At 40.8% G+C, this 19,519-nt stretch carries 17 protein-coding genes; 2 read left to right on the top strand and 15 right to left on the bottom strand.

What is annotated here, in order from left to right:
• Positions 1-72: 72 nt before the first annotated feature.
• Positions 73-801, bottom strand: coding sequence for a hypothetical protein (locus FFM57_RS07975; protein ID WP_137599990.1), 729 nt, complete (start codon positions 799-801; stop codon positions 73-75).
• 6 nt (positions 802-807) lie between these two features.
• Positions 808-2,721: a DNA phosphorothioation-dependent restriction protein DptF gene (dptF, locus tag FFM57_RS07970; protein WP_137599989.1), complete on the bottom strand. Its 1,914-nt coding sequence runs from the start codon at positions 2,719-2,721 to the stop codon at positions 808-810.
• A gap of 136 nt (positions 2,722-2,857) precedes the next feature.
• Between dptF and FFM57_RS07965 the strand changes: the two genes are divergently transcribed.
• Positions 2,858-3,517, top strand: coding sequence for a hypothetical protein (locus FFM57_RS07965; RefSeq protein ID WP_137599988.1), 660 nt, complete (start codon positions 2,858-2,860; stop codon positions 3,515-3,517).
• Positions 3,518-3,634: 117 nt separating this feature from the next.
• Here FFM57_RS07965 and FFM57_RS07960 read toward each other — a convergent pair whose 3' ends face one another.
• The 13 genes from FFM57_RS07960 to purR form a co-directional block, all read right to left on the bottom strand.
• Positions 3,635-4,174: a hypothetical protein gene (locus FFM57_RS07960; RefSeq protein WP_137599987.1), complete on the bottom strand. Its 540-nt coding sequence runs from the start codon at positions 4,172-4,174 to the stop codon at positions 3,635-3,637.
• 109 nt (positions 4,175-4,283) lie between these two features.
• The gene (locus FFM57_RS07955) at positions 4,284-4,616 is read right to left on the bottom strand and encodes a hypothetical protein (RefSeq protein ID WP_137599986.1); all 333 of its coding nucleotides are present in this window, start codon (positions 4,614-4,616) and stop codon (positions 4,284-4,286) included.
• 93 nt (positions 4,617-4,709) lie between these two features.
• Positions 4,710-6,869, bottom strand: coding sequence for a glycoside hydrolase family 3 N-terminal domain-containing protein (locus FFM57_RS07950; RefSeq protein ID WP_137599985.1), 2,160 nt, complete (start codon positions 6,867-6,869; stop codon positions 4,710-4,712).
• 9 nt (positions 6,870-6,878) lie between these two features.
• Positions 6,879-7,817 carry an ROK family protein gene (locus FFM57_RS07945; RefSeq protein ID WP_137599984.1) on the bottom strand — a complete coding sequence of 313 codons (939 nt, stop codon included), beginning with the start codon at positions 7,815-7,817 and terminating at the stop codon, positions 6,879-6,881.
• Positions 7,818-7,820: 3 nt separating this feature from the next.
• A complete protein-coding gene (locus tag FFM57_RS07940; RefSeq protein WP_137599983.1) occupies positions 7,821-8,447 on the bottom strand; it encodes a DUF624 domain-containing protein in 627 nt (208 codons plus the stop codon).
• Positions 8,448-8,560: 113 nt separating this feature from the next.
• Complete coding sequence (locus FFM57_RS07935) at positions 8,561-10,216, bottom strand: type 2 periplasmic-binding domain-containing protein (RefSeq protein ID WP_137599982.1); 1,656 nt, start codon at positions 10,214-10,216, stop codon at positions 8,561-8,563.
• A gap of 30 nt (positions 10,217-10,246) precedes the next feature.
• Positions 10,247-11,167, bottom strand: a complete 921-nt coding sequence (locus FFM57_RS07930) for a carbohydrate ABC transporter permease (protein WP_137599981.1) — start codon at positions 11,165-11,167, stop codon at positions 10,247-10,249.
• An 11-nt stretch (positions 11,168-11,178) separates the two neighbouring features.
• Positions 11,179-12,123 carry an ABC transporter permease gene (locus FFM57_RS07925; RefSeq protein ID WP_137599980.1) on the bottom strand — a complete coding sequence of 315 codons (945 nt, stop codon included), beginning with the start codon at positions 12,121-12,123 and terminating at the stop codon, positions 11,179-11,181.
• Positions 12,124-12,203: 80 nt separating this feature from the next.
• Positions 12,204-13,196, bottom strand: a complete 993-nt coding sequence (locus FFM57_RS07920) for a LacI family DNA-binding transcriptional regulator (protein WP_137599979.1) — start codon at positions 13,194-13,196, stop codon at positions 12,204-12,206.
• Between the two features lie 85 nt (positions 13,197-13,281).
• The gene (locus FFM57_RS07915) at positions 13,282-14,823 is read right to left on the bottom strand and encodes a glycoside hydrolase family 5 protein (RefSeq protein ID WP_137599978.1); all 1,542 of its coding nucleotides are present in this window, start codon (positions 14,821-14,823) and stop codon (positions 13,282-13,284) included.
• Entirely contained in the window at positions 14,816-16,252 is a 1,437-nt protein-coding gene (locus FFM57_RS07910) for a 6-phospho-beta-glucosidase (RefSeq protein ID WP_371851254.1), read from the bottom strand. The genes FFM57_RS07915 and FFM57_RS07910 overlap by 8 nt, the downstream gene beginning before the upstream one ends.
• A gap of 154 nt (positions 16,253-16,406) precedes the next feature.
• A complete protein-coding gene (locus tag FFM57_RS07905; RefSeq protein ID WP_137599976.1) occupies positions 16,407-17,141 on the bottom strand; it encodes a MurR/RpiR family transcriptional regulator in 735 nt (244 codons plus the stop codon).
• Between the two features lie 33 nt (positions 17,142-17,174).
• Complete coding sequence (gene purR, locus FFM57_RS07900; RefSeq protein ID WP_137599975.1) at positions 17,175-17,990, bottom strand: pur operon repressor; 816 nt, start codon at positions 17,988-17,990, stop codon at positions 17,175-17,177.
• Between the two features lie 283 nt (positions 17,991-18,273).
• Here purR and FFM57_RS07895 point away from each other — a divergent pair, with 283 nt between their 5' ends.
• Positions 18,274-19,476: a glycoside hydrolase family 3 N-terminal domain-containing protein gene (locus FFM57_RS07895; RefSeq protein ID WP_137599974.1), complete on the top strand. Its 1,203-nt coding sequence runs from the start codon at positions 18,274-18,276 to the stop codon at positions 19,474-19,476.
• Positions 19,477-19,519 lie beyond the last annotated feature (43 nt).

The raw sequence follows: 19,519 nt of genomic DNA, 5'->3' as shown, positions 1-19,519 counted from the left end.
TGTGGTTAAAAACATTGTACCGTATCAGGCACTCATATGGCCTTTTCTTTTTACACAATTATATGGACTTTATCAAAAAAACATTTTCTTTTGTTTTCTTTTATCATTAAGTAAATTATAAGTTTGTTGATTTACGTAGTAAAAAAAATAGTAACTAATTAACAAACTAAGCTTGTCAATTGAAAAGTGACTATTCGAAATTAATTGCTCTAAATCGTTATTAAATTTCGCTACAATTTCTTCTTGATCAAAAAAAACAAATCTTTTTTCAGCTTCATCATTAAAGTCTTGCTCTATTTCAGGTAAACAATCAACGTATATTTTTTCATATAAGTCTGATTCAAATTTCGTATTTATAAACTCTTTCCATTTTTCGTTTTTATCTAGTCTTAATAGCTTGGTTATATACCTTCCTAATAACTTTTTTCCTCGTGATTCATCTATTTGAGTTTTATTATTTTTTAAAACTGGAATGTATTGAATTAATAAGGGAATCCTTACTGTATCAAAATCTATCGAAAATAATCGCTTTATTTCATTCTCAGAAACTGTAGTCTGTAATTTTTGTTTAATTTTATCTATATGTTCTTCACTAAAATCATCTAATATAGCTTTTTTATTGAGTGAACATCTGGCAATTATTCCTACAATTTCATCAAAATTATCAGTAAATTTAACTCGTTCTGGATTTCTCGTATGAAAAGGAAACAAACGATTTCCATTTAAATTATGATTAGCTCTAATTTTTTTTCCTTCATTCATATTTAGTAACTTTACTAATTCAGTTACAGCTTCAGACATAATTATTTACCTTCTATCTAATTTAATTTTATCCCCAAAACTACTTAATTCATACTCATTCATTGAATCAGTCTCTAAGATTATCGTGCGATTTAAGCTTTCGTTCTTATCAATAATTTCTTTGACAAAACGATTAAAATTAGTTGCTAAACGAATATCTTCATCTTTTAAGAAGTATCCTTTATTTAATTTAATAAGAAGTTCGTATGCTTTGTAATCAATTAAAACTTTATATTCAATTCCCATTGAAGAAAATGAAACAACTATATTTGTTCCTTGAACAGCTTGTGAATGTGGCTGTAAATCTACTTCTACCAAAATCTTCAATTGATTACTTTCAGGATTCTTAATAACACATCGTTGTTCTGCAGACTCACCATTCCAAATTTTGAACGAATTATAGACTAAATCATAAATTTCACCTGGTTTTTCACCTGATACAATTTTAGAATACAGCATTAAATAATCAGCAAAATTTTTATTGTTAAATATTTTGCTCTTGTAATTCATTAAAAACTTTAATCTCAAAAAGGTATTAATAAACTCACTGATTTTCTCTTGCTTTTCCTGGAATCCAAGAAAAATTTTGTAAAATATTTTTCCATCTTCTCCAAGTAGTTTTGTTACAGTTCGTAATTTATCTGTTGCATGATATAAAGAGATTGAATATTCATCAATTGTTCTTGTTTGATTACCACTTGGATCCATTTCGCCAATTACTTTTAAAATATCTGATCTATCTCTATTATCAAAGAGCAAATATGGTAAAAATGATTTTGTATTACTATTTTCATCACGATCAACTGTAATATCGAAAAAGAAGTTTAGTATCGTTCTAGCAGATAAAATCACTTTATACTCTATTTCTGCTCTAACAAGAAGATAAACAATCGCCTGTTTGATATCTTCTCTAAGCAAGTATTCATAATTGTCGTGAATAATTTTAGTCATTCCTCTTTTTTTGTCTTCCAAATAGGCACTATAGAACGGATTTTTTAAATCTTTAGAATAAATTTTTTCCATAATATCTCTATAAAACGAATTTTTAATTTTACCATCGACGATTTCAAAATTATTCACTTCCATGAATGAAACTACACTAAAATTTAAAGATTCTTTTTTTGAGATAGATTTTACATTAAAAAAAGCTTCAGATTCTCCTAAAAATTCCACTACTTTCGAAAAATTTCCGTTAGATTTCAAATAATTTTTTAAATTAGTTAAAACACCCAAATTAATTGCTACAACTAATTTATCATTTCCAAAGTCAATATCGTCGTCTGAAAAAGGCGTTAATATTTGTTTCATGGTTTCTAAAGCAGTATTTTTAGGTGAGTTCGTTTCCGTAGCATCGTTATGAATTTTTATGTTTTTCTGCTCTATTTCTTTTTCATATTTCTTTTTCATATAAGATAAAATATGGCTCTTACCGTCTCCAACATTTCCAATAAGAAAAAGAATTTTTTTCCCCTTTGATAAAATAAGTTCATTAAGCTTTTTTTCAAATTCACGTTCTATTTTTCTTTCAACATGAAGATAGGTTTTAAAATTATCGAATTCGTTTTCATTAATGATTGCTTCTTTGGATTGCACAGATAACTTTTTAAACATAATTTCTAATGAACTTGTTGCTTTTTGACTATTTCTATCAAGAGTTTTAAAGTGCTCAAATAATTTTTCTAAATTTTCTATTTCTGTACTTGTAACAACTTCTCCTGATTCAATTCCTCTAAGTTTTTTATGAACATTAATTAATTGATCTGTGTCATAATAAGAAATACGCTTATAGCTATTTCCTAACGAATACGCTAAATTTGAAAAGCTTTTTACTGAATAGGCACCCTTTTTAACATTATATTTGCTGGACAAATATTCAAAAATGTTTTGTGCTAAACTTTGGTATTCTTTATAATAATCCATAATAGTGTTCTCCTTGTTGCAATTTTTATTCGTTTTCAATTTCTAAATCAACGTGTTAACTACTCAATTGCTGTTCTGCATTAATTTTTCTAAAATCAACAACTCAATGATACGCGCTTTTTAAGGAAGTGACTTTATGACTGTAAACGATAATAAGCAAGAACTGTTTAAACAATGGCTATCGCGTCGAGGGCTTTCTCAAAGTTCAATAGCTAAGTATGCCACCCAGGCTCACAATAAAATTGTAAAAGACTTAGGCATCAGTTTTTACACTTTAACCAAAAGTACTGACTTAGCTCAGTTACTAAATGATGTCCGCTTAATGGAAAAGCAAATGGAACACGATCCTAAAAGAATGTACTCTTCTGCCGTATCCAATTACATTAAATTTATTTCAGAATCGGCTGATTTGAAAAATACGTTGGATGACGCGAATTATGAAAACGACATTAATCAATGGATTGCCACAAATCCTGCTAATCACTTTAGTTCCCCCGCAAAACTAGTAACTGGTAGCACTACAAGATATGCTAGAAACCCACAAGTAGGTGCTACTGCAATAGTTTTAGCAAATTATAGTTGCCAAATTAACAACAACCATCAAACTTTCACCTCACGAACAACACATCGAAATTATGTTGAAGCCCATCATCTTATCCCGATCGCATATCAAGCAATGTTGGAAACAGTATCGATACTGTTTCCAACATTGCTTGTCTTTGTCCAACTTGTCATCGTTGTGTCCATTATGGAGAAAACGACGAACGTAAAATTTTGCTTCATCAGCTATATATAAAGCAAGTTCCTAATCTAGAAAAAGTTGGGATAGCAATAAAAGAAAAAGAGTTACTGGAGCTGTACTCTATCGTATAACTGCAAATATCCTTTAAATAGAGAACATAAAAATTTCTAATTAAAGTAATTCAAACTTATTGATATATTCAGTCAAATCTATTTTACTTTTTTCTTCTGTCGCAAAATCACCGTTAGCTCTTAATTGAATATGAATTCTTCCATCAGCCGTGTGTTTTATAGCTCTCACTAAATTTTCAATTATTTTTTGCGGTAAAACCAAACAATTGTTTGTGCCTTTATTATCAAGGTATTCTAGTACCAAAAAGTCCAATCCTACCACGCTTTTATCAGTAATCGTGTACCATGCATTGTATTTTTTTGCCCAATATTTACTAGTTCTAATGTTAATAAGTTTTTTTATACTTCCTTTTTCTATTTGAATTACACGTGTATTTTGGATAGTATTTTGAGAAACTTTGTATCCTTTTTTTCTGAGTAGCTCTTCTAATTTCTCTTTAATATCTTTGGTATTTGAGTTTTCATTTTTTAAAAATTTTTCTAGTTCACGATTTACTTTTAAAGACTCATTTGCTAGTTCAATCAATTGGTTATTAATTTGATTTTGTCGCTGTAATAAACCTTCTAGTGTTTTATCCATAGCTCTTCCCACCTTTAGTGTAATTTTCAAATAATTAATTTAACTACTTTTATATTAGGATCTCATAAAATACTATGGTGTGCAACGAAATATAACGAGTAATTTCTTACTATAAGATCTCCACCTGTTTCCCCACCAACTTCAAAATTTGTTGAGTGAAATCTTCTTCACCAGTCGCGATTAATGCCGATTCTAGCCATTCTGCTACTTCATCGCACAAGTATGTATCTGAGTGATAATCTAGCTCAAAATTTCCCTCATCATCAAGATCTTCTTGCAGCATAAAAAATTGTTCTTCTTGCTCCTCATCGTCAGCTGGAAACTTCTGACTAATTATTTCGTACATCGCCAATTCTAGCGCTGCCCGCAAGTCTTCCAACGAAGGAAAGCTTTGGCGTTTTTTTGTTTTTTCATCAATTAATATGTAGTTAGTTGCTTCCATGTGATACACCACTTTCTTGATCCCTGACTTGTCTCCATTCTACAGAAAAAGCTCACAAAATGAACGTTAAAATTCATGTTGTGAGCTTTATTTTTATCCCTCCACCAACCTAAACGTCCCATACGCTGGACATTGGCTATCAAAGCCCACGTATAGCTTGAAGTCGCCAGGATCGGCGGCTGTGCTTAATTCAGCGTGGACGTAAGCGAGATCGTCTTTAGTTAAGGTTAGTTCAATCTTTTCACTAGTGCCTGGGGCCACTGTGACTTTTTGTAGGTGTTTGAGGCTGCGTTTCGGTAAGGCGACTTCCCCCACCAAATCTTCTAAATAGACTTGGAGTGTTTCAGTTACCGCCTTAACACCAGGATTGTGTAAAGTAACCGTCACGGGTAATTGGTGGCTCATTGTGGCAGGGAAGGTTACGTCTGCGACTTCCAGCTGCCCGTAAGTCAAGCCGTAGCCAAAAGGAAACAACGGCGCATTAGGCTGATCTAAGTAAAAGGAAACATAGCCGCCACCTGCGTAGTCCTCAGTCAATGGTCGGCCGGTAGACAGTTCATCATAGTGAAGAGGAATTTGTCCCAAAGTAGCGGGATAGCTCATGGGGAGTTTAGCGCTAGGAGCGACTTTTCCAGTTAGGATATCGGCTAAGGCGTGGCCGCCTTCACTACCGGGGAAGAAAGCTTCCACTAATCCTTTCGTAGCTAGCAAAATATCGGCTAATAGTAATGGTCGACCGTTAAAGAGCACCGTGACTACTTTTTCATTCACCGCCGCAATTTTTTGCAGTAAAGCTACTTGGGTTGCTGGTAGACTTGGCTGGCCTTTACTGGTGGCTTCGCCGCTTTCACTAGCACTCTCTCCTAGGGCCACGACTACAACATCACAGGCGGCAGCTGCCGCCAACATGGCGTCAACTTCTTTAGGCGTGTACGCTAGACGGTCAACGGTAGGGACGACCGTCACAGCTAAGTCGGTAGCCTGTAAGCCCGCCGCTAAAGAAACCGCGGCGGCTTTTTGTCCAATCCACGACCAAGCACCTAAAATATCTTGGCTAGCCGCAAAAGGTCCCACGACAGCCACTTTTTGCCCTGTGGTTAAAGGCAAGATATCCTCATCGTTTTTTAATAAAACCATACTTTTAGCTGCCGCTTGCCGACTAGCTTTTCGCAAGACCTCTTCTTTTACCCCTAAGGCTCCCGCTGTTGTTAAGCCGCGATACGGATCGGCAAATAAACCTAAATCATTTTTCAAGGTTAAAACTTGTAGCACCGCTGCGTCAATGTCGGTTTCAGCCACCACGCCTGTTGTCACGAGGTTGCCTAAATACTTGATATAAGCTGAAGACATCATATCCATGGTACAACCGGCTGTAAAGGCGCGCTGGGCCGCGGCGCTTAAATCTTCCGCCACCCGGTGCGTCACTAATTCGCGGACAGCGCCCCAGTCAGAAATCACGACACCTTCAAAGCCTAAATCCTGCCGTAAAACGTCTTGTAACAACCATTTATTGGCGGTAGAGGGAATGCCTTTTAAAACGTTAAAACTCGTCATCACTAGTTTTACGCCGGCAGTAACCGCTGCTTGAAAAGCGGGCAAATAATTTTGGTATAGATTCCAATCAGAGAGGTCCACCGTGTTGTAGTCCCGGCCCCCTTCAGCTGCTCCATAGCCGGCAAAGTGTTTGACACAGGCAGCAATTTTTCGAAAGTTAGTCGCTAGCTCTCCGGCTGTTCCTTGATACCCTTTGACAAAAGCTGTGGCCATCAGACTGTTTAAATAAGAGTCCTCACCGGTACTTTCTAAGACGCGGCCCCAACGTGGATCCCGCACCAAATCCACCATCGGAGAAAACGTTACGTGAACGCCAGCGGCACTGGCTTCAGCTCCTGAAAGACTCGCTACTTCTTCAGCGACGGCTGGATCAAAGCTCGCTCCTAGCGCCAACGGAATGGGAAAAATCGTTTCGTAACCGTGAATAACGTCCGCCATAAAAACTAAGGGAATTTTTAAACGTGAATGGGCTAAATAATTTTTTTGGAGGGCGTAGACTTCTTCTTTCGTGTGGGTGCCTAGGACTGAACCTAGCGTATATAACTCTTCTTTGGTGATTCCCAATTCAGCTAAAGGTCCGGTAATTTCCCCTTCAGCGGCCACTTCGGCAAAAAAATTGGGCGTTAGCTGCACTAACTGCCCAATCTTTTCAGCTAAAGTCATCTGGGAAAGAAGGGCGAATAATTCCTTTTTTTCCATTAAACTGCCTCATTTCTCTTTGGTTAACTGCCGATGGATTTGGTAGACTGCTCCCATCATGCCAGCGTTGTTTTGTAAATAAGCGGGTAAAATTTTAGCTACAGTTTGGTCTTTCAAATAGCATAAACTATCATGGCGTTCCACTGTTTGCCTGAAGGCCGCTTGAATTTCTGCCATAAACTCTTGGTTAGCAGAAATACCGCCCCCAATTAAAATGCGTTCCGGATCAAAGACAGCTACGAGGTTCACTAGCATCACCGCTAAATCTTGTAAGTAATGAGCAATCAGCTCCGTTGCCAATTTTTCTCCTGCTTTACGCCGTTGAAAAATAATCCGCGCGTCGATAATTTCCGCAGCTTCCGGGTCGATTTTTTGGAGCGCTTCACTGTACTGGCGACACAAGCCTAAAATCACAGCCCCCCGCCAGTTCATGGAAACCAGTTCAATGTTTCCTTCTTTGGGCAGTTGGTCAATCAACATCCAGCCAAACTCGCCAGCCATGCCGTGTTGTCCCCGGTAGACTTCGCCGTTTAAGACGATGCCGGCACCAAGGCCGGTGCCTAAAACAATACATAAATAGTTGTCAATTCCTTGGGCGTTCCCTTGCCATCTTTCAGCGATGGCGGCGGCATTGCCGTCATTTTCCACAGCCACAGGTAACCCGATGCGCTCTTCTAGTTCTACTTTTAAGTTCGTACCATAAAGAGCCTTCAAGGCACCCGCCGTTAACATAAAGCCGTCTTTTTGAATAATCCCAGGAGCGGAAATTCCTACTCCTAAAATATCCGGCGTTGTTGCTTGATAGTCTTGCACAATGTTCACTAATGCGGCTAGTAAGGCATCCTTATCTTGGGGCGTGGCGATTGCTGACTGGGTCAACACTGCTCCGGTTTTAGCTAGCAAGCCGTATTTAATGGTAGTACCGCCAATATCAAATCCCACATACATAAGTCATCTTCCTTTATCTTCTTCCACATAATAGGCGAATATTTTTTCAAACCAATAAGAGCTGATATAAATCACGCTGCCAAAGCCTAACAACAGCCATAACAAGAACAGTTGCGGCACAAAGACCGGCAGCAACACTCCCACTCCTGTAAACAAAAAGAAGATTAACAAGCTGTAAGGGAGATGTTTTAAGGCTAGCAATAAGCTGTTAAGTAAAAGTAACCCGCTAGGACTGGCAAAATGAGCAATCATGGGGAACACATAAGCTAAGGCTAATAACAAAACGGCTAACACCAAAGCGAATACATAAAAGGTCGCTGGAAAAGTTTGGAAAAAGCTTTTTACCCACGGATAAGCGCTGTAAAAGATTCCGCCCACCAACATGATTCCTAGCCAAATGATGGTACTTTGGCGAAAATTTGCTTTAAACTGGCGAAAGTACGTCTTTACTAGCTGCTCTTCAGCACCGTTACGTATTTTAAAGCTCGTGCCATAAGCTGCACTGAAAGCTGCTCCCAGCGTGACAAGCGGTAGCGCCGTTACGACAAAGAGTACATTTAACACCAAGAGCTGATAAATCCGCGTCATCCCTAAATAGATGCCGCCACTAGGTTGAAAAATACGAGGCATACTTTTTCCTCCTTTCCTGAAGGTCAGGGGAAAACAGCGCGGCTCTTTTGCTGCGATATTTTCCCCGCTTCCTTCTTTTGGTTATTTGTTAGCTCGTTTGTTGGCGGGAAGCATTAGTTGCCTAATTTCTTCTCGTTTTCAGCAATTTTTTCGTTCCGTACTTTGTTAATGCCGTCAATATTATTTTGTTCTTGGAAAGTCTTGTATTGTGCTAATAAAGCGTCAGCGTCATCATCAGAGCCGGACCGTAACATGCCGACTAAAGTAGTAGACCAGTTAGTAGTAATGGCACTTAAGGAACGTGATTCAGCACTAGCCGCTTCCGGTCCAATGTTTTCAGTTGCAAATTGTGGCGTCAATTTGCCTTCGCCCCATTCTTGCATTTGTTTTACGGCATCCACGTAAGATTCGTCACTTAACGCTTTGTAACGGTCATGACCAAATTGGATGAATTCACCGATCCGGTAATCTTTTTGGAATTTTTCAGGTTCGTTTAATTGGATGTTCCGTGTTTCTTCAGTAAATTTCACTTTACCATCGCCAGCATCTTCATACGTTTCCCCTTTAATCCCGTAGTTGGTTAACATTTGTCCTTCATCACTTAAAAGATAGGTGAAGACTTGAATTGCTTTAGCTGGATCTTTTGCATTTTTAGAAATGTAGTTGATCATCCAACCAGAAATCCCGGCTTGCGTTAATGTTGGTTCATTGCCTTTAGTGCTCATAATGCCATCAACAGCAATGTATTGGCTATCAGGGTTGGCTGCAGCAAAAGTTTGTAAAGCAATCCCTTGGTTAACGAAACTACCAATCATGATGGACGCATATTTCCCAGTGGAAAGTTTTTCTTTAAATTTATCGCCATCATCGGTAAAGGTATCATCAGAGATATTGCCGTCTTGACGAACTTGACGGAAAGCTTTAATCCAAGTCAAGTAGTCTTCATCTAAGTTCCGATCGTTGTATTTGCCGTCTTCGGTTAAGTAAGGAACCCCTAAACGGTCTTGTAATACGCTATCCATTGAACCATTAGAAGTCCCGTCAGCTGCGAAATCGTTAAAGCCAAATGGTATTAAATCAGGGAATTGCGCTTTAATGTCTTTCATGGCTTTTTCAAAGCCTTCAGGTGTGGACATATCAGGTTTGCCGATAGCTTCGTAGACGTCTTTACGAATAATGAAAGCGTCCCGTGAGTAAATTTGGCCACTGCTATAATCATCAGCGGTGTTGGAGTAGTCTGGGTAACCATAAGATTTACCGTCGCTGAGTTTATACCAGTTTAAAGTATCTTTAGCTGCTACATCGTAGAAGTAAGGATCGTATTTGTCTGCTAAATCTTGTAACGGTAACGCCCAACTTTCGGCTTTCCGTGCTACTTGGGAGTTAGAGTCAAAAATCGTCACGATATCTGGCATGTCGCCCCCAGCAAACAAGGTATTTAATTTCGTGTCATCCCCCGTAACGAATTTGATATTAATGTTCAAATCTTCTTTTACTTTTTTCGTTACTAAGTCTTTACCAAACTCGGTATTCCACCAGTCTGCGTTGACGTACCACGTTAACTCGGTTTCATCTTTTTTTGTATCTAGTTGCCAAGCTGGTTTTGTTTTATCAATTTCGTAACGATCGCCTAAATCTGGCAAATCGGCGCTAGCTTTATCACTGCCAGCATCATCTTTTTTACTACTCCCACAAGCCGCTAAAGTTAAAATACTTGCTGCAGTTAACGTGGTGCCAACGACCCATTTGAAAATCTTCTTGTTAGACATGGTAAGACTCCTTTTTCATTTTTTATTTTTTTATTCCTTGACTGCGCCCAACATCATGCCGGAAATAAATTGTTTTTGCAGTAAAGGATAAATCACTAAAATTGGTACGGTGGTAATGACGATAGTGGCCAACTGCACACCTTTTGAAGTGGTGTTAATGGCGATGGCCGCGTTCAAGCCCTGAGAAGAAGCAGCTTGCGATTGGGTAATGATTTCGTAGAGTTTCATTTGTAAAGGGTAAAGAGCTTTATCCGTGACGTATAATTTCGTCGTCATAAAGTCGTTCCATTGCCAGACGCCGTGGAACAAAGCGATGGTGGCTAAGGCCGGTTTAGAAAGAGGTACGTAAATATCTTTAAAAATTTTCCACTCACTAGCACCATCAATCTTGGCGGACTCGTCAAGAGAAGTTGGCACGTCGCGGAAGAAGTTCATTAAAATGACGACATCATAGTAACTAAACAAAGCTGGAATGATGTACACCCAAAAAGTATTTAACAAACCTAAAGATTTAATCAATAAGTACGTTGGAATCATCCCACCAGAGAAGAACATGGTGATAATTCCCATCGTGGAGTAAAGTCCCCGCCCTTTGAGATTACGTTTACTTAGAGCATAGGCGATGATCGCACAAAAGGTGGTATGGGCCGCTACCCCGATGACGGTTTTCCCTACTGAAACGAGGAGAGCTTGCCACAAGGTATTGTCATTTAAAACGCGGCGATAGTTGTCAAAAGAAATTTCTGACGGCCAAAAGATAAAGTCGCCTTTGGCTAGTGCTTCATTGGAAGCCAGCGAAGAGGCCACCACGTTCCAGACCGGCACGATGATGACTACCGTAAAGACTAACAGCAACAAGACATTGACGAAGTTGAAAATGCGACTGTCTTTATCTTGGACGACATTACCGCGCTTTTTTGTAAAGCGCACTTTTTTATTCGTAGTTTCCATTTTCGTCCTCCTTATAAGACTGACTTGTTGTCGTTTAACTTCTTAGTAACGATGTTGGTTAACGCTAAGAGGGCCACAGAGATGACGGAGACCCCTAACCCAACGGCCGTAGCGTAAGAGAAGTCCCCTTGCATTAACCCGATACGGTAAACGTAAGAGTTAATAACTTCGGCTTTCGGTTGGTTTTGCGAGTTCATTAATACTAAAGTTTGATCCAAGTTGGAGTTAAACAAACCACTGACGGCTAAAATAAAGTTCAGGGAAATAATTCCTTTAATCATGGGGATGGTAATACTGAAAATTTGACGAATTCTCGTCGCACCGTCCATCTTGGCGGCTTCATAATACGTCGGATCGATTCTTGACATGGCTGCCAAGTATAAGATGGTCCCCCACCCGGCTTCTTTCCACACATCGGATAAAGAAGCAATCCACCAGTATTTACCGGCGTCTAACATGTGGTTCGTACTTGGTGTCGCTCCGAAGAGTCCTAAGAGTTGGTTAATCATCCCATTAGAAGACATCCAAGTAATCAACATCCCACCTAAGATAATCCAAGATAAAAAGTGGGGTAAATAAGAAATAGTTTGGATGACCCGTTTAAACAAGCTATCCCGCAACTCATAAATCATGATGGCGATAATAATCGGTAGAATAAAACCAAAGGCCAACTTCAAGGCACTAATTCCTAATGTGTTGACTACAGATTGCCAAAAGTACTGATCGCTCATGATGGTTTTAAAGTTTTGTAGCCCTACCCATGGTGCACTGTCCATCGTGTCGATAACGGTGTAGCTCTTAAAGGCGATGGTAATCCCATAAATCGGAATAAAACTAAAGATAATCATGTAGACGACGCCGGGAATGGCCATTAATTGTAATTGCCACTGTTTAAAAAAAGTTTGCCAATACTTCTTGAACCGACTCCCCAAACTTTCTTTTGCTACTTCTTTCATGTCGGGTCTCCTTTCACTTTCACAAATAAAAACGTTTTTATTATTTCTTTAAGGAAAAAGGAAATTTAACTTTTTCATCTTCAAATTTTCCGCGTTGACTGACGAATAATTAAGTTTCCTTTTAATTCAATCCCTTGGCCCTTCGTTTGACCATTAATTAAACTAATCAAATGAGAGACCGCTGTTTTCCCTTGTAAATCAATGGGGTTTTGAATGGTGGTCAGCTGTGGCGTGAAGTATTCCAACAGATCAATATCATCAAAACCCACCACACTATAATCTTTGGGAACCTCATACCCTAAGGTCCGCATGGCCTTAACCGCACCAATGGCTGATAAGTCGTTCCCCCCTACAAAAGCGGTAGCCTTAGCAGGATTATCTTTCAAAAACTCTAAGGTGGCCCGATAAGAAGCTTGTTCTTCAAAGTAACCGTGAATCAACAACTCGCGATCAAAAGAGATATCCGCTCCTTTTAAAGCGTCTAAATAACCACGAAAACGTTCTTCGTTATCGTAAACGTTGTTAAAACCTGCAATGTAGCAAATTTTTCGGTGACCTAAATGTAGCAAATGTTCCGTGACAGCTTTGCCGGCTTCGTAAGAATCAAAGACGACGCTGCCGATTGTTTCACTGGAGATATTGCGATCGATGAAGACAGCGTTGATTCTTTCCCGCTTAATAGCTTCTAAATCGCCGCTAGTAATCATGTCTTCAAAGCCAATCACACCATCAACAATATTGCCTAGAATCGAGTTTAACACGACTTTTTTATCCGTTGAGATGAAGACGTTGATGCCGTACCCGTAAGTTTCGGCTTCTTTCGCAATGGCATCTACCAAAGTGGAGAAGTAAGGACCGGTGATACTACTGGTGTAAAAGCCTAACATTTTCGTTGTTTTAGCTTTCAACTGCTTGCCCATTAAGTTGGGAACGTAGTGAAGTTTCTCGGCGGCCAATAAAACTTTTTCTTTTGTTTTAGGGGTCACCACGTCGACACCGTTTAAAGCTTTAGAGACAGTAGCGATTGATACACCAGCTTCTTTAGCCACATCCCGAATGGTAATTTTGTTCATTGCCTCACCTCTTGGAATAAAAACGTTTTTACTCTTTGAGTATAAAGCCTTTTCAACTACTTTGCAAGCACTTTAAAAGCGCTTTCTATAAAAAATCAAGTTGCGTGAAAATTTGCTGGCCGGCAAGTTGCATAATTTTTAGTTCTTCATCCGGCTGAAAAACGTGATGAATCACGCCTTTTCCGCTAGTAGCGTACTGAATTCCTTGGCAAGTAAAGACCCCTGCTCCCCCCTCATAAAATAACGAAATTTTTTGAGGACGATAATTAGGTTGTCTATAGGTTAAGGTGTCGCCTGCAGTGAGTTCTACCCCGAAGCGATCCCAGTTAATATCAAATGAAAAGCGTTTTTCTACTGGCGGTTGAACTTCTACTAAGCGAACTTCTTCATCTTTGTGAAAATCAAAAGTCGTATTGACGGCTTGATCGTAGCAAGAACTGGCAATAAAATCAGTAGCCTGTAAAGTGTACGGACCATTGCGCAAAATCGCATCATCCACCTCAGGATTTTTTTGACAATTCTCCCAGTGCATCGCCGTTAAAAATTCCGTCAAAGTAGTTTGGGCCACTTCATAACTAGGGTGCGGTCCACCGTTAGTGTAAGCGATTAGTTGCTCCCAGTGTTGCGGAGTCGGAATAGTCACCGAGCCATTCGTTTTTCCTAATTTTTTATAGGGCCAAAAATGATAAGAGACATCATACTTTTCGCAGAGTTGCGTCATGGCTGAAAACCACGGCACGAGATTTTCTCCCGTTTCCCCTAACCATAAAGGCACTTGCCATTTTTCCCGCAAGGCTAAAAATTCTTGGAAAGCCGCCTCATCAGGATAGGTGGCGTAACGGTGAAAATGAATCAAGTAATTCTCATCATAACGTTGTTGGAAAATTTCCGGATTGGTGGCCCAGTGATGGCCTTCTAAGGAAAGCAAGTGCTGGCTATCCCACTGGCGAATGCCGGTGATGGTTTTTTCGTAAAATTCTTTTAAGCGGGCGACAAAAAAAGCTTCTTGCTGAAGATCGTAGCCGGGCTTCACTGGTTCGTTTAAAAGGTCGTAAGCGGCAATCACTTCTTCGTGAGCAAAACGACGCGCAAGCTCCGTCCATAAAGCCACCCCTTTAGCAAATTGTTCTTGATCTAAGAATAAGCGGGGCAAATCATCCACCGAGTCGTCAATATTAGCTCCCGTTTGTCCGCCAGGGGCGCCATGCAAATCTAAAATCAAATAAAGATCGCAAGCTTTGCACCACGCTACGACTTCCCTTAACAATTGAAAGCCCGCTTCTTGAAAATGAATACCAGGTTCATCGGCTAAGAAGAGTTCCCAGTGGAGAGGCAAGCGAATGGAGTTGTAGCCTTGTGCTTTAATGTATTGAACATCAGCTAAAGTAAAATAATTTTTTTGAAATTCCGACCAAAAATGCGTCGCAAACGTGGTGCCCGTTAGTTCTTGAAGCACTTCTTGAATGCGCCGTGGCCGGTCTAACCGTAAGTTACCGGCGGAAAGCCACATATAGCCTTCTGGTAATAACCAATTGCCAATCCCCCAGCCTTTTAATAGCAGGGGACCGGCATCGTTAACTAAATGAGTTCCCGCTGCCCGCACAAAGCCTTGAATTGTTTTAGTCATCTAAGTTTTCTCCATTAGTAGCAATGACTTGTTGATACCAGTCAAAGCTCGCTTTTTTCTGACGTTTTAAAGTGCCGTGTCCTTGATTGTCTTTATCCACGTAAATCATGCCATAGCGTTTTTCCATTTCCCCTGAGCCGAAGCTGACGATATCAATAATGCCCCACGGTGTGTAGCCTAAAAGATCGACGCCATCTAAGAGCACGGCTTTTTTCATTTCTTCAATGTGGCTCCGTAAATAATCGATGCGGTAGGTGTCGTGAATTTTACCATCTGCACTAAACTTGTCGTAAGCACCAAAACCATTTTCCACGATAAAAAGTGGTAAGTTATAGCGTTGGTAAACGGTATTGAGCACATAGCGCAAGCCTACGGGATCAATTTGCCAACCCCAATCGCTGGCTTTAACGTAGGGATTGCTAACAATTTTAGCACCAGGATATTCGCTAGAAACATCGTGACCGGCAATCTCTGGCAAGGTGGTGACGGCATCTGACATGTAGTAGCTAAAGCTGATGAAGTCCACCGTTCCTTTTTTCAAAGCGGCTAAATCAGCGGCCGTGTATTCCAAATGATAGCCTAGACGTTCAAAGCGCGCCAAAGCGTAGGCGGGAATTTCGCCACGGGCGTGAATATCATTGTAAAAGAAGCGCCGCTCCATAAGCTTGCTGGCTGCCATCACGTCGTCAGGATTTGCCGAATAAGGATAAATCGGCACGTAAGCCATCATACAGCCAATTTTAAAATTAGGATTAATGGCGTGACCTAGTGCTACCACTTTGGCCGAAGCGATTAATTCGTTCAAGGAAGCTTGCATCGTCACTTCTTCTTTGTTTTCTCCCGGTTGGGGAATAAAGCCGGAGTTGGTCCACGTATGCAAGTCGTGTTGGCCGTCAGCTTGGTTGTTGATTTCATTGAAAGTTAACCAATAGGTGACTTTATCTTGATAACGTTTCATCACGGTTTCTGCATAATGGACGAAAAAGTCAATGACTTGAAGATTTTTAAAGCCGCCGTAATGTTTCGCCAAGTGATACGGCATTTCAAAGTGAGATAAGGTGACTAAAGGTTCAATGTCATTTTTCCGTAATTCGCTAAAGAGGTCGTCGTAAAATTTTAAGCCGGCTTCATTAGGCTCCTCTTCATCGCCATTGGGGAAAATCCGCGTCCAGTTAATGGAGGTGCGGAACACTTTCAAGCCCATTTCTTTAAAAAGTTGAATATCTTCTTTGTAGTGATGATAAAAATCAATCGCTTCATGGTTAGGATAATTTTCCCCTGGGATGATACCATCGGTAATTTGCCGGGGAATCCCATTACCCCCTGCCGTCATCACGTCAGCGATACTAACCCCTTTACCGTCAACATTATACGCGCCTTCCACTTGGTGGGCGGCTACTGCGCCCCCCCACAAAAAATCTTTTGGCATTTTTTTCATTATGCACCCTCCTTGTTTTCTCCCTTACATTATAGGAAGGTCGCTGCCTTTTTTAAAGCGCTTTACTCATTTTGGTGTCGGTTCTCTAAAAAAGGAAAAAGCGTCAAGTCTGGTACACCTTGTACCAAAGCTTGACGCTACTGCATTATTTTTCTAATTTTTGAATTTCAGCGACTAGTGCTTCCACCACAAAAAGCGCGGGAATTTGACTCGTTAAATCGTTGAAACGATCTTGATGAACGATTTCCACTTGGTAACTTAAGGTGTGCTGACACATTTCCGCTAGCAAGCTATCGGCGTTAGCCGTAATGGCCACCGTCACAAAGTCCTCGTGGTTTTTAAAATTATTGACCGTCTCCACTAACTCGGTGGTCTTGCCCGTTACGGATAAAACGATTAACACGTTTTGGGAAGTGTTGCGGAGCTTTTGGGCGATGGGATACGTGGGGTCGGTTAAAGCAAAACTATTGTAGCCAATGGTGGCCATTTTCCGCGCTGCGTATTCACACACGGAACCGGAGGCCCCCATCCCAAAAAAAATCACATTTTCCGCTTCGTAAATTGCTTCGGCTACAATATGCAAATGGCGAGGCAAGTCCTGCGGAAATTTTTCTGGCGCCAAAAGTTGCGGACCTTTTTGTAAATAATCTGGCGTACTAGTTGTGCTAGGGGCTTGTAACGCGCCTTTAAAAGCCGCAAAGCTAGGATAACCTAATTTTTTGACAAAGCGCATCACAGAACTAGCGGAAGTATGGGAAGCGCTCGCTAGCTCTCGCACCCGCATGTAGGCGACTTCCTTTTCATGACTGGCGATATATTGGTACAAGGCGCGATCCGTCGCTGATAGTTGGTTAAAATCTAGTTTTCCAAAAAGAGCCATGGGCCTTCCTCCTTGCTGGAATCACGGCAAAAATTAACCGAAAATATTGCCCGGCACAACGCTAATGGTCTTAGTGGCCGTATCCACTTGCTCCACGTATAAAAGAGAAGTGTAATCGTCTACAGCCCGCACGCCTTTGAAGTTGGCTTCCGCAAAAACCGTGATGCCCACTAGTTCAGCGTCAAACTCTTCAATCATACTCTTCATCCCGTTGACAGTTCCGCCGCCTTTCATGAAGTCATCCACTACTAAGACACGGGAACCGCGTTTTAAGCTACGTTTCGATAATTCCATTTTTTCAATGCGTTCTGATGAACCAGAAACATAATTTACACTCACGGTGGAGCCTTCCGTAATCTTACTATCCCGGCGCACAATAACAAATGGTGCATTTAAATAGTAGGAAACGGCTTGGGCAATAGGCACGCCTTTCGTGGCTACCGTCATGACGGCATCAATTTTTTGTCCTAAATACTTCGAAGCGATAATCCGACCGACTTTCCGTAACAAATCCGGTTGTCCTAATAAATCAGAAAGGTAGACGTAGCCGCCGGGCAACAAACGGTCTTGGGTGGATAAACGTTGGCAAAGTTGTTGAATGATGACTTTCGCTTCTGCTTCATCAATCGCGGGGGTGAAAATCACACCACCAGTAGCACCAGGAATCGTTTGGATGATACCAAAGCCCCGGTCTTTAAAGGTTTTTTTAATAATGGAAATATCTTCACTAATGGAAGATTTAGCAGAGTCATAGCGTTTAGCAAAAAAAGTCAAAGAGATAAGTTGATGGGGAGAATCCAGTAAGTATTGTGTCATGTCAATTAGTCGTTCACTGCGACGAATTTTCAAGGAAATGCCCTCCTAACAGATTAATATTTCTCAATCATTATAGGGGTTTTTCGGGAAAATAGCGAGTGATTTTTGATTTTTTTTGTAAAAAGTTCGGATTATCAGGAAAAAGTAAGGGAAAGCAACGGCCTTTTTCAGTATTCTTGTTAGAAAATCCGCAGCGGCCATGAAATGACGTAATTTTTAGCGGTAACCAATAGCCCTTATCCTGCTTTCCTACTAATTCTTTTCCTTTACATTCCCGCGTTACTCTTTTACCATGACTATGACAAGGAGGTTTCCCATGAAACGTAACCAAAAAATTATTTTAGCATTCTTAATAGTCGTCATTATCGTCTTAGGCCTTTTTCTCTGGCAGCTGGTCACGACCAAAAAACAAGACGGGACGACAACGAAGAACAGCAGTACGAATTCGCCTAGCACCACCACGACTTCTTCGACAAAAGTCTTAACTACCGATGAAATTTTAACGGACTATATCGCCAAACTCCCTTTAAACGTCCGTCTCGGCCAAGTCTTTCTCGCCCGCGTCCCAGCAGAAAATCAGTTGACCGATTTAAGTACCTATCACTTAGGGGGCTATCTGCTCTTTGGCCAAGATACTGAAGGCCAAACTTTAGCTAGTCTCAAAGAAAAAATTCAAAGCTTTCAAGCCGCTAGTACGCTGCCTTTGTTTATCGGAAGCGATGAAGAAGGCGGGACTGTGAGTCGCTTGAGCTACGCCGGGGTGGTGACACCTGCTTTTGAATCTCCCATGGCACTTTATCAAAGGGGCGGTCTTACTGCGGTAACCGACGACTGGCAAACAAAAGGAAAAATTTTAACGGACTTAGGCATTCAATTACCTTTAGCTCCAGTGGCGGACGTGGCTACCGATAGCTCCGCATTTATCTACGACCGCACATTGGGAGTTGATGCCGCCACCACGGCGCAATACATCACCGCCGGCGTCAAAGCTATGAAGGAAGCCGGCGTCGGCTCCACCTTGAAACATTTTCCCGGCTACGGCAATAATGGCGACTCCCACACCGACATCATTCACGATACCCGCTCCTTAGAAGAATTAGAAAGTACCGATTTCGTACCGTTTGAAGCCGGCATTGCCGCTGGCGCCGATAGCATTCTGGTAGCTCACAACATCGTGGAAGCCATCGACGACACGCAACCCGCCTCCATTTCACCAGCCGTCCACCAAGTTATTCGCGAAAAATTAAACTTCGACGGCGTCGTCATGACCGATGATTTAGATATGGCCGGCCTTGCTGATTTCACTAGCCAAGAAGAGGCCGCCTTAAAAGCCTTGCAAGCCGGTAACGACCTGATTCTTTCTTCCAGCTACGCCAAGCAAATTCCATATTTGCAACAAGCCATCGCCAAGGGAGATTATACAGAAGAACAGCTTAACACTAGCTTACTGCGCATCTTCAAATGGAAAGTGCAATTAGGCCTTTTAGACCCAACAAATTTGCCACAGATCAATGACTAAGATAAAAAATACGGAGAACTTCAACCTTTCAGCTGAAGTTCTC

The sequence above is a fragment of the Enterococcus nangangensis genome (assembly GCF_005405245.1).
Classification (GTDB): Bacteria; Bacillota; Bacilli; order Lactobacillales; family Enterococcaceae; genus Enterococcus_J; species Enterococcus_J nangangensis.
Note: the sequence above shows the minus strand (reverse complement) of the source record. Positions and strands in the feature narration are given on the sequence as shown.

Excerpts from the sequence above, each read along its gene's own strand:
- FFM57_RS07915 (WP_137599978.1), bottom strand. The coding sequence starts at position 14,823 with ATGACTAAAACAATTCAAGGCTTTGTGCGGGCAGCGGGAACTCATTTA.
- FFM57_RS07945 (WP_137599984.1), bottom strand. The coding sequence starts at position 7,817 with ATGTATGTGGGATTTGATATTGGCGGTACTACCATTAAATACGGCTTG.
- FFM57_RS07965 (WP_137599988.1), top strand. The coding sequence starts at position 2,858 with ATGACTGTAAACGATAATAAGCAAGAACTGTTTAAACAATGGCTATCG.
- FFM57_RS07975 (WP_137599990.1), bottom strand. The coding sequence starts at position 801 with ATGTCTGAAGCTGTAACTGAATTAGTAAAGTTACTAAATATGAATGAA.
- FFM57_RS07925 (WP_137599980.1), bottom strand. The coding sequence starts at position 12,123 with ATGAAAGAAGTAGCAAAAGAAAGTTTGGGGAGTCGGTTCAAGAAGTAT.
- FFM57_RS07950 (WP_137599985.1), bottom strand. The coding sequence starts at position 6,869 with ATGGAAAAAAAGGAATTATTCGCCCTTCTTTCCCAGATGACTTTAGCT.
- FFM57_RS07935 (WP_137599982.1), bottom strand. The coding sequence starts at position 10,216 with ATGTCTAACAAGAAGATTTTCAAATGGGTCGTTGGCACCACGTTAACT.
- FFM57_RS07940 (WP_137599983.1), bottom strand. The coding sequence starts at position 8,447 with ATGCCTCGTATTTTTCAACCTAGTGGCGGCATCTATTTAGGGATGACG.
- FFM57_RS07960 (WP_137599987.1), bottom strand. The coding sequence starts at position 4,174 with ATGGATAAAACACTAGAAGGTTTATTACAGCGACAAAATCAAATTAAT.
- FFM57_RS07955 (WP_137599986.1), bottom strand. The coding sequence starts at position 4,616 with ATGGAAGCAACTAACTACATATTAATTGATGAAAAAACAAAAAAACGC.
- FFM57_RS07910 (WP_371851254.1), bottom strand. The coding sequence starts at position 16,252 with ATGCCAAAAGATTTTTTGTGGGGGGGCGCAGTAGCCGCCCACCAAGTG.
- FFM57_RS07920 (WP_137599979.1), bottom strand. The coding sequence starts at position 13,196 with ATGAACAAAATTACCATTCGGGATGTGGCTAAAGAAGCTGGTGTATCA.
- FFM57_RS07905 (WP_137599976.1), bottom strand. The coding sequence starts at position 17,141 with ATGGCTCTTTTTGGAAAACTAGATTTTAACCAACTATCAGCGACGGAT.
- dptF (WP_137599989.1), bottom strand. The coding sequence starts at position 2,721 with ATGGATTATTATAAAGAATACCAAAGTTTAGCACAAAACATTTTTGAA.
- FFM57_RS07895 (WP_137599974.1), top strand. The coding sequence starts at position 18,274 with ATGAAACGTAACCAAAAAATTATTTTAGCATTCTTAATAGTCGTCATT.
- FFM57_RS07930 (WP_137599981.1), bottom strand. The coding sequence starts at position 11,167 with ATGGAAACTACGAATAAAAAAGTGCGCTTTACAAAAAAGCGCGGTAAT.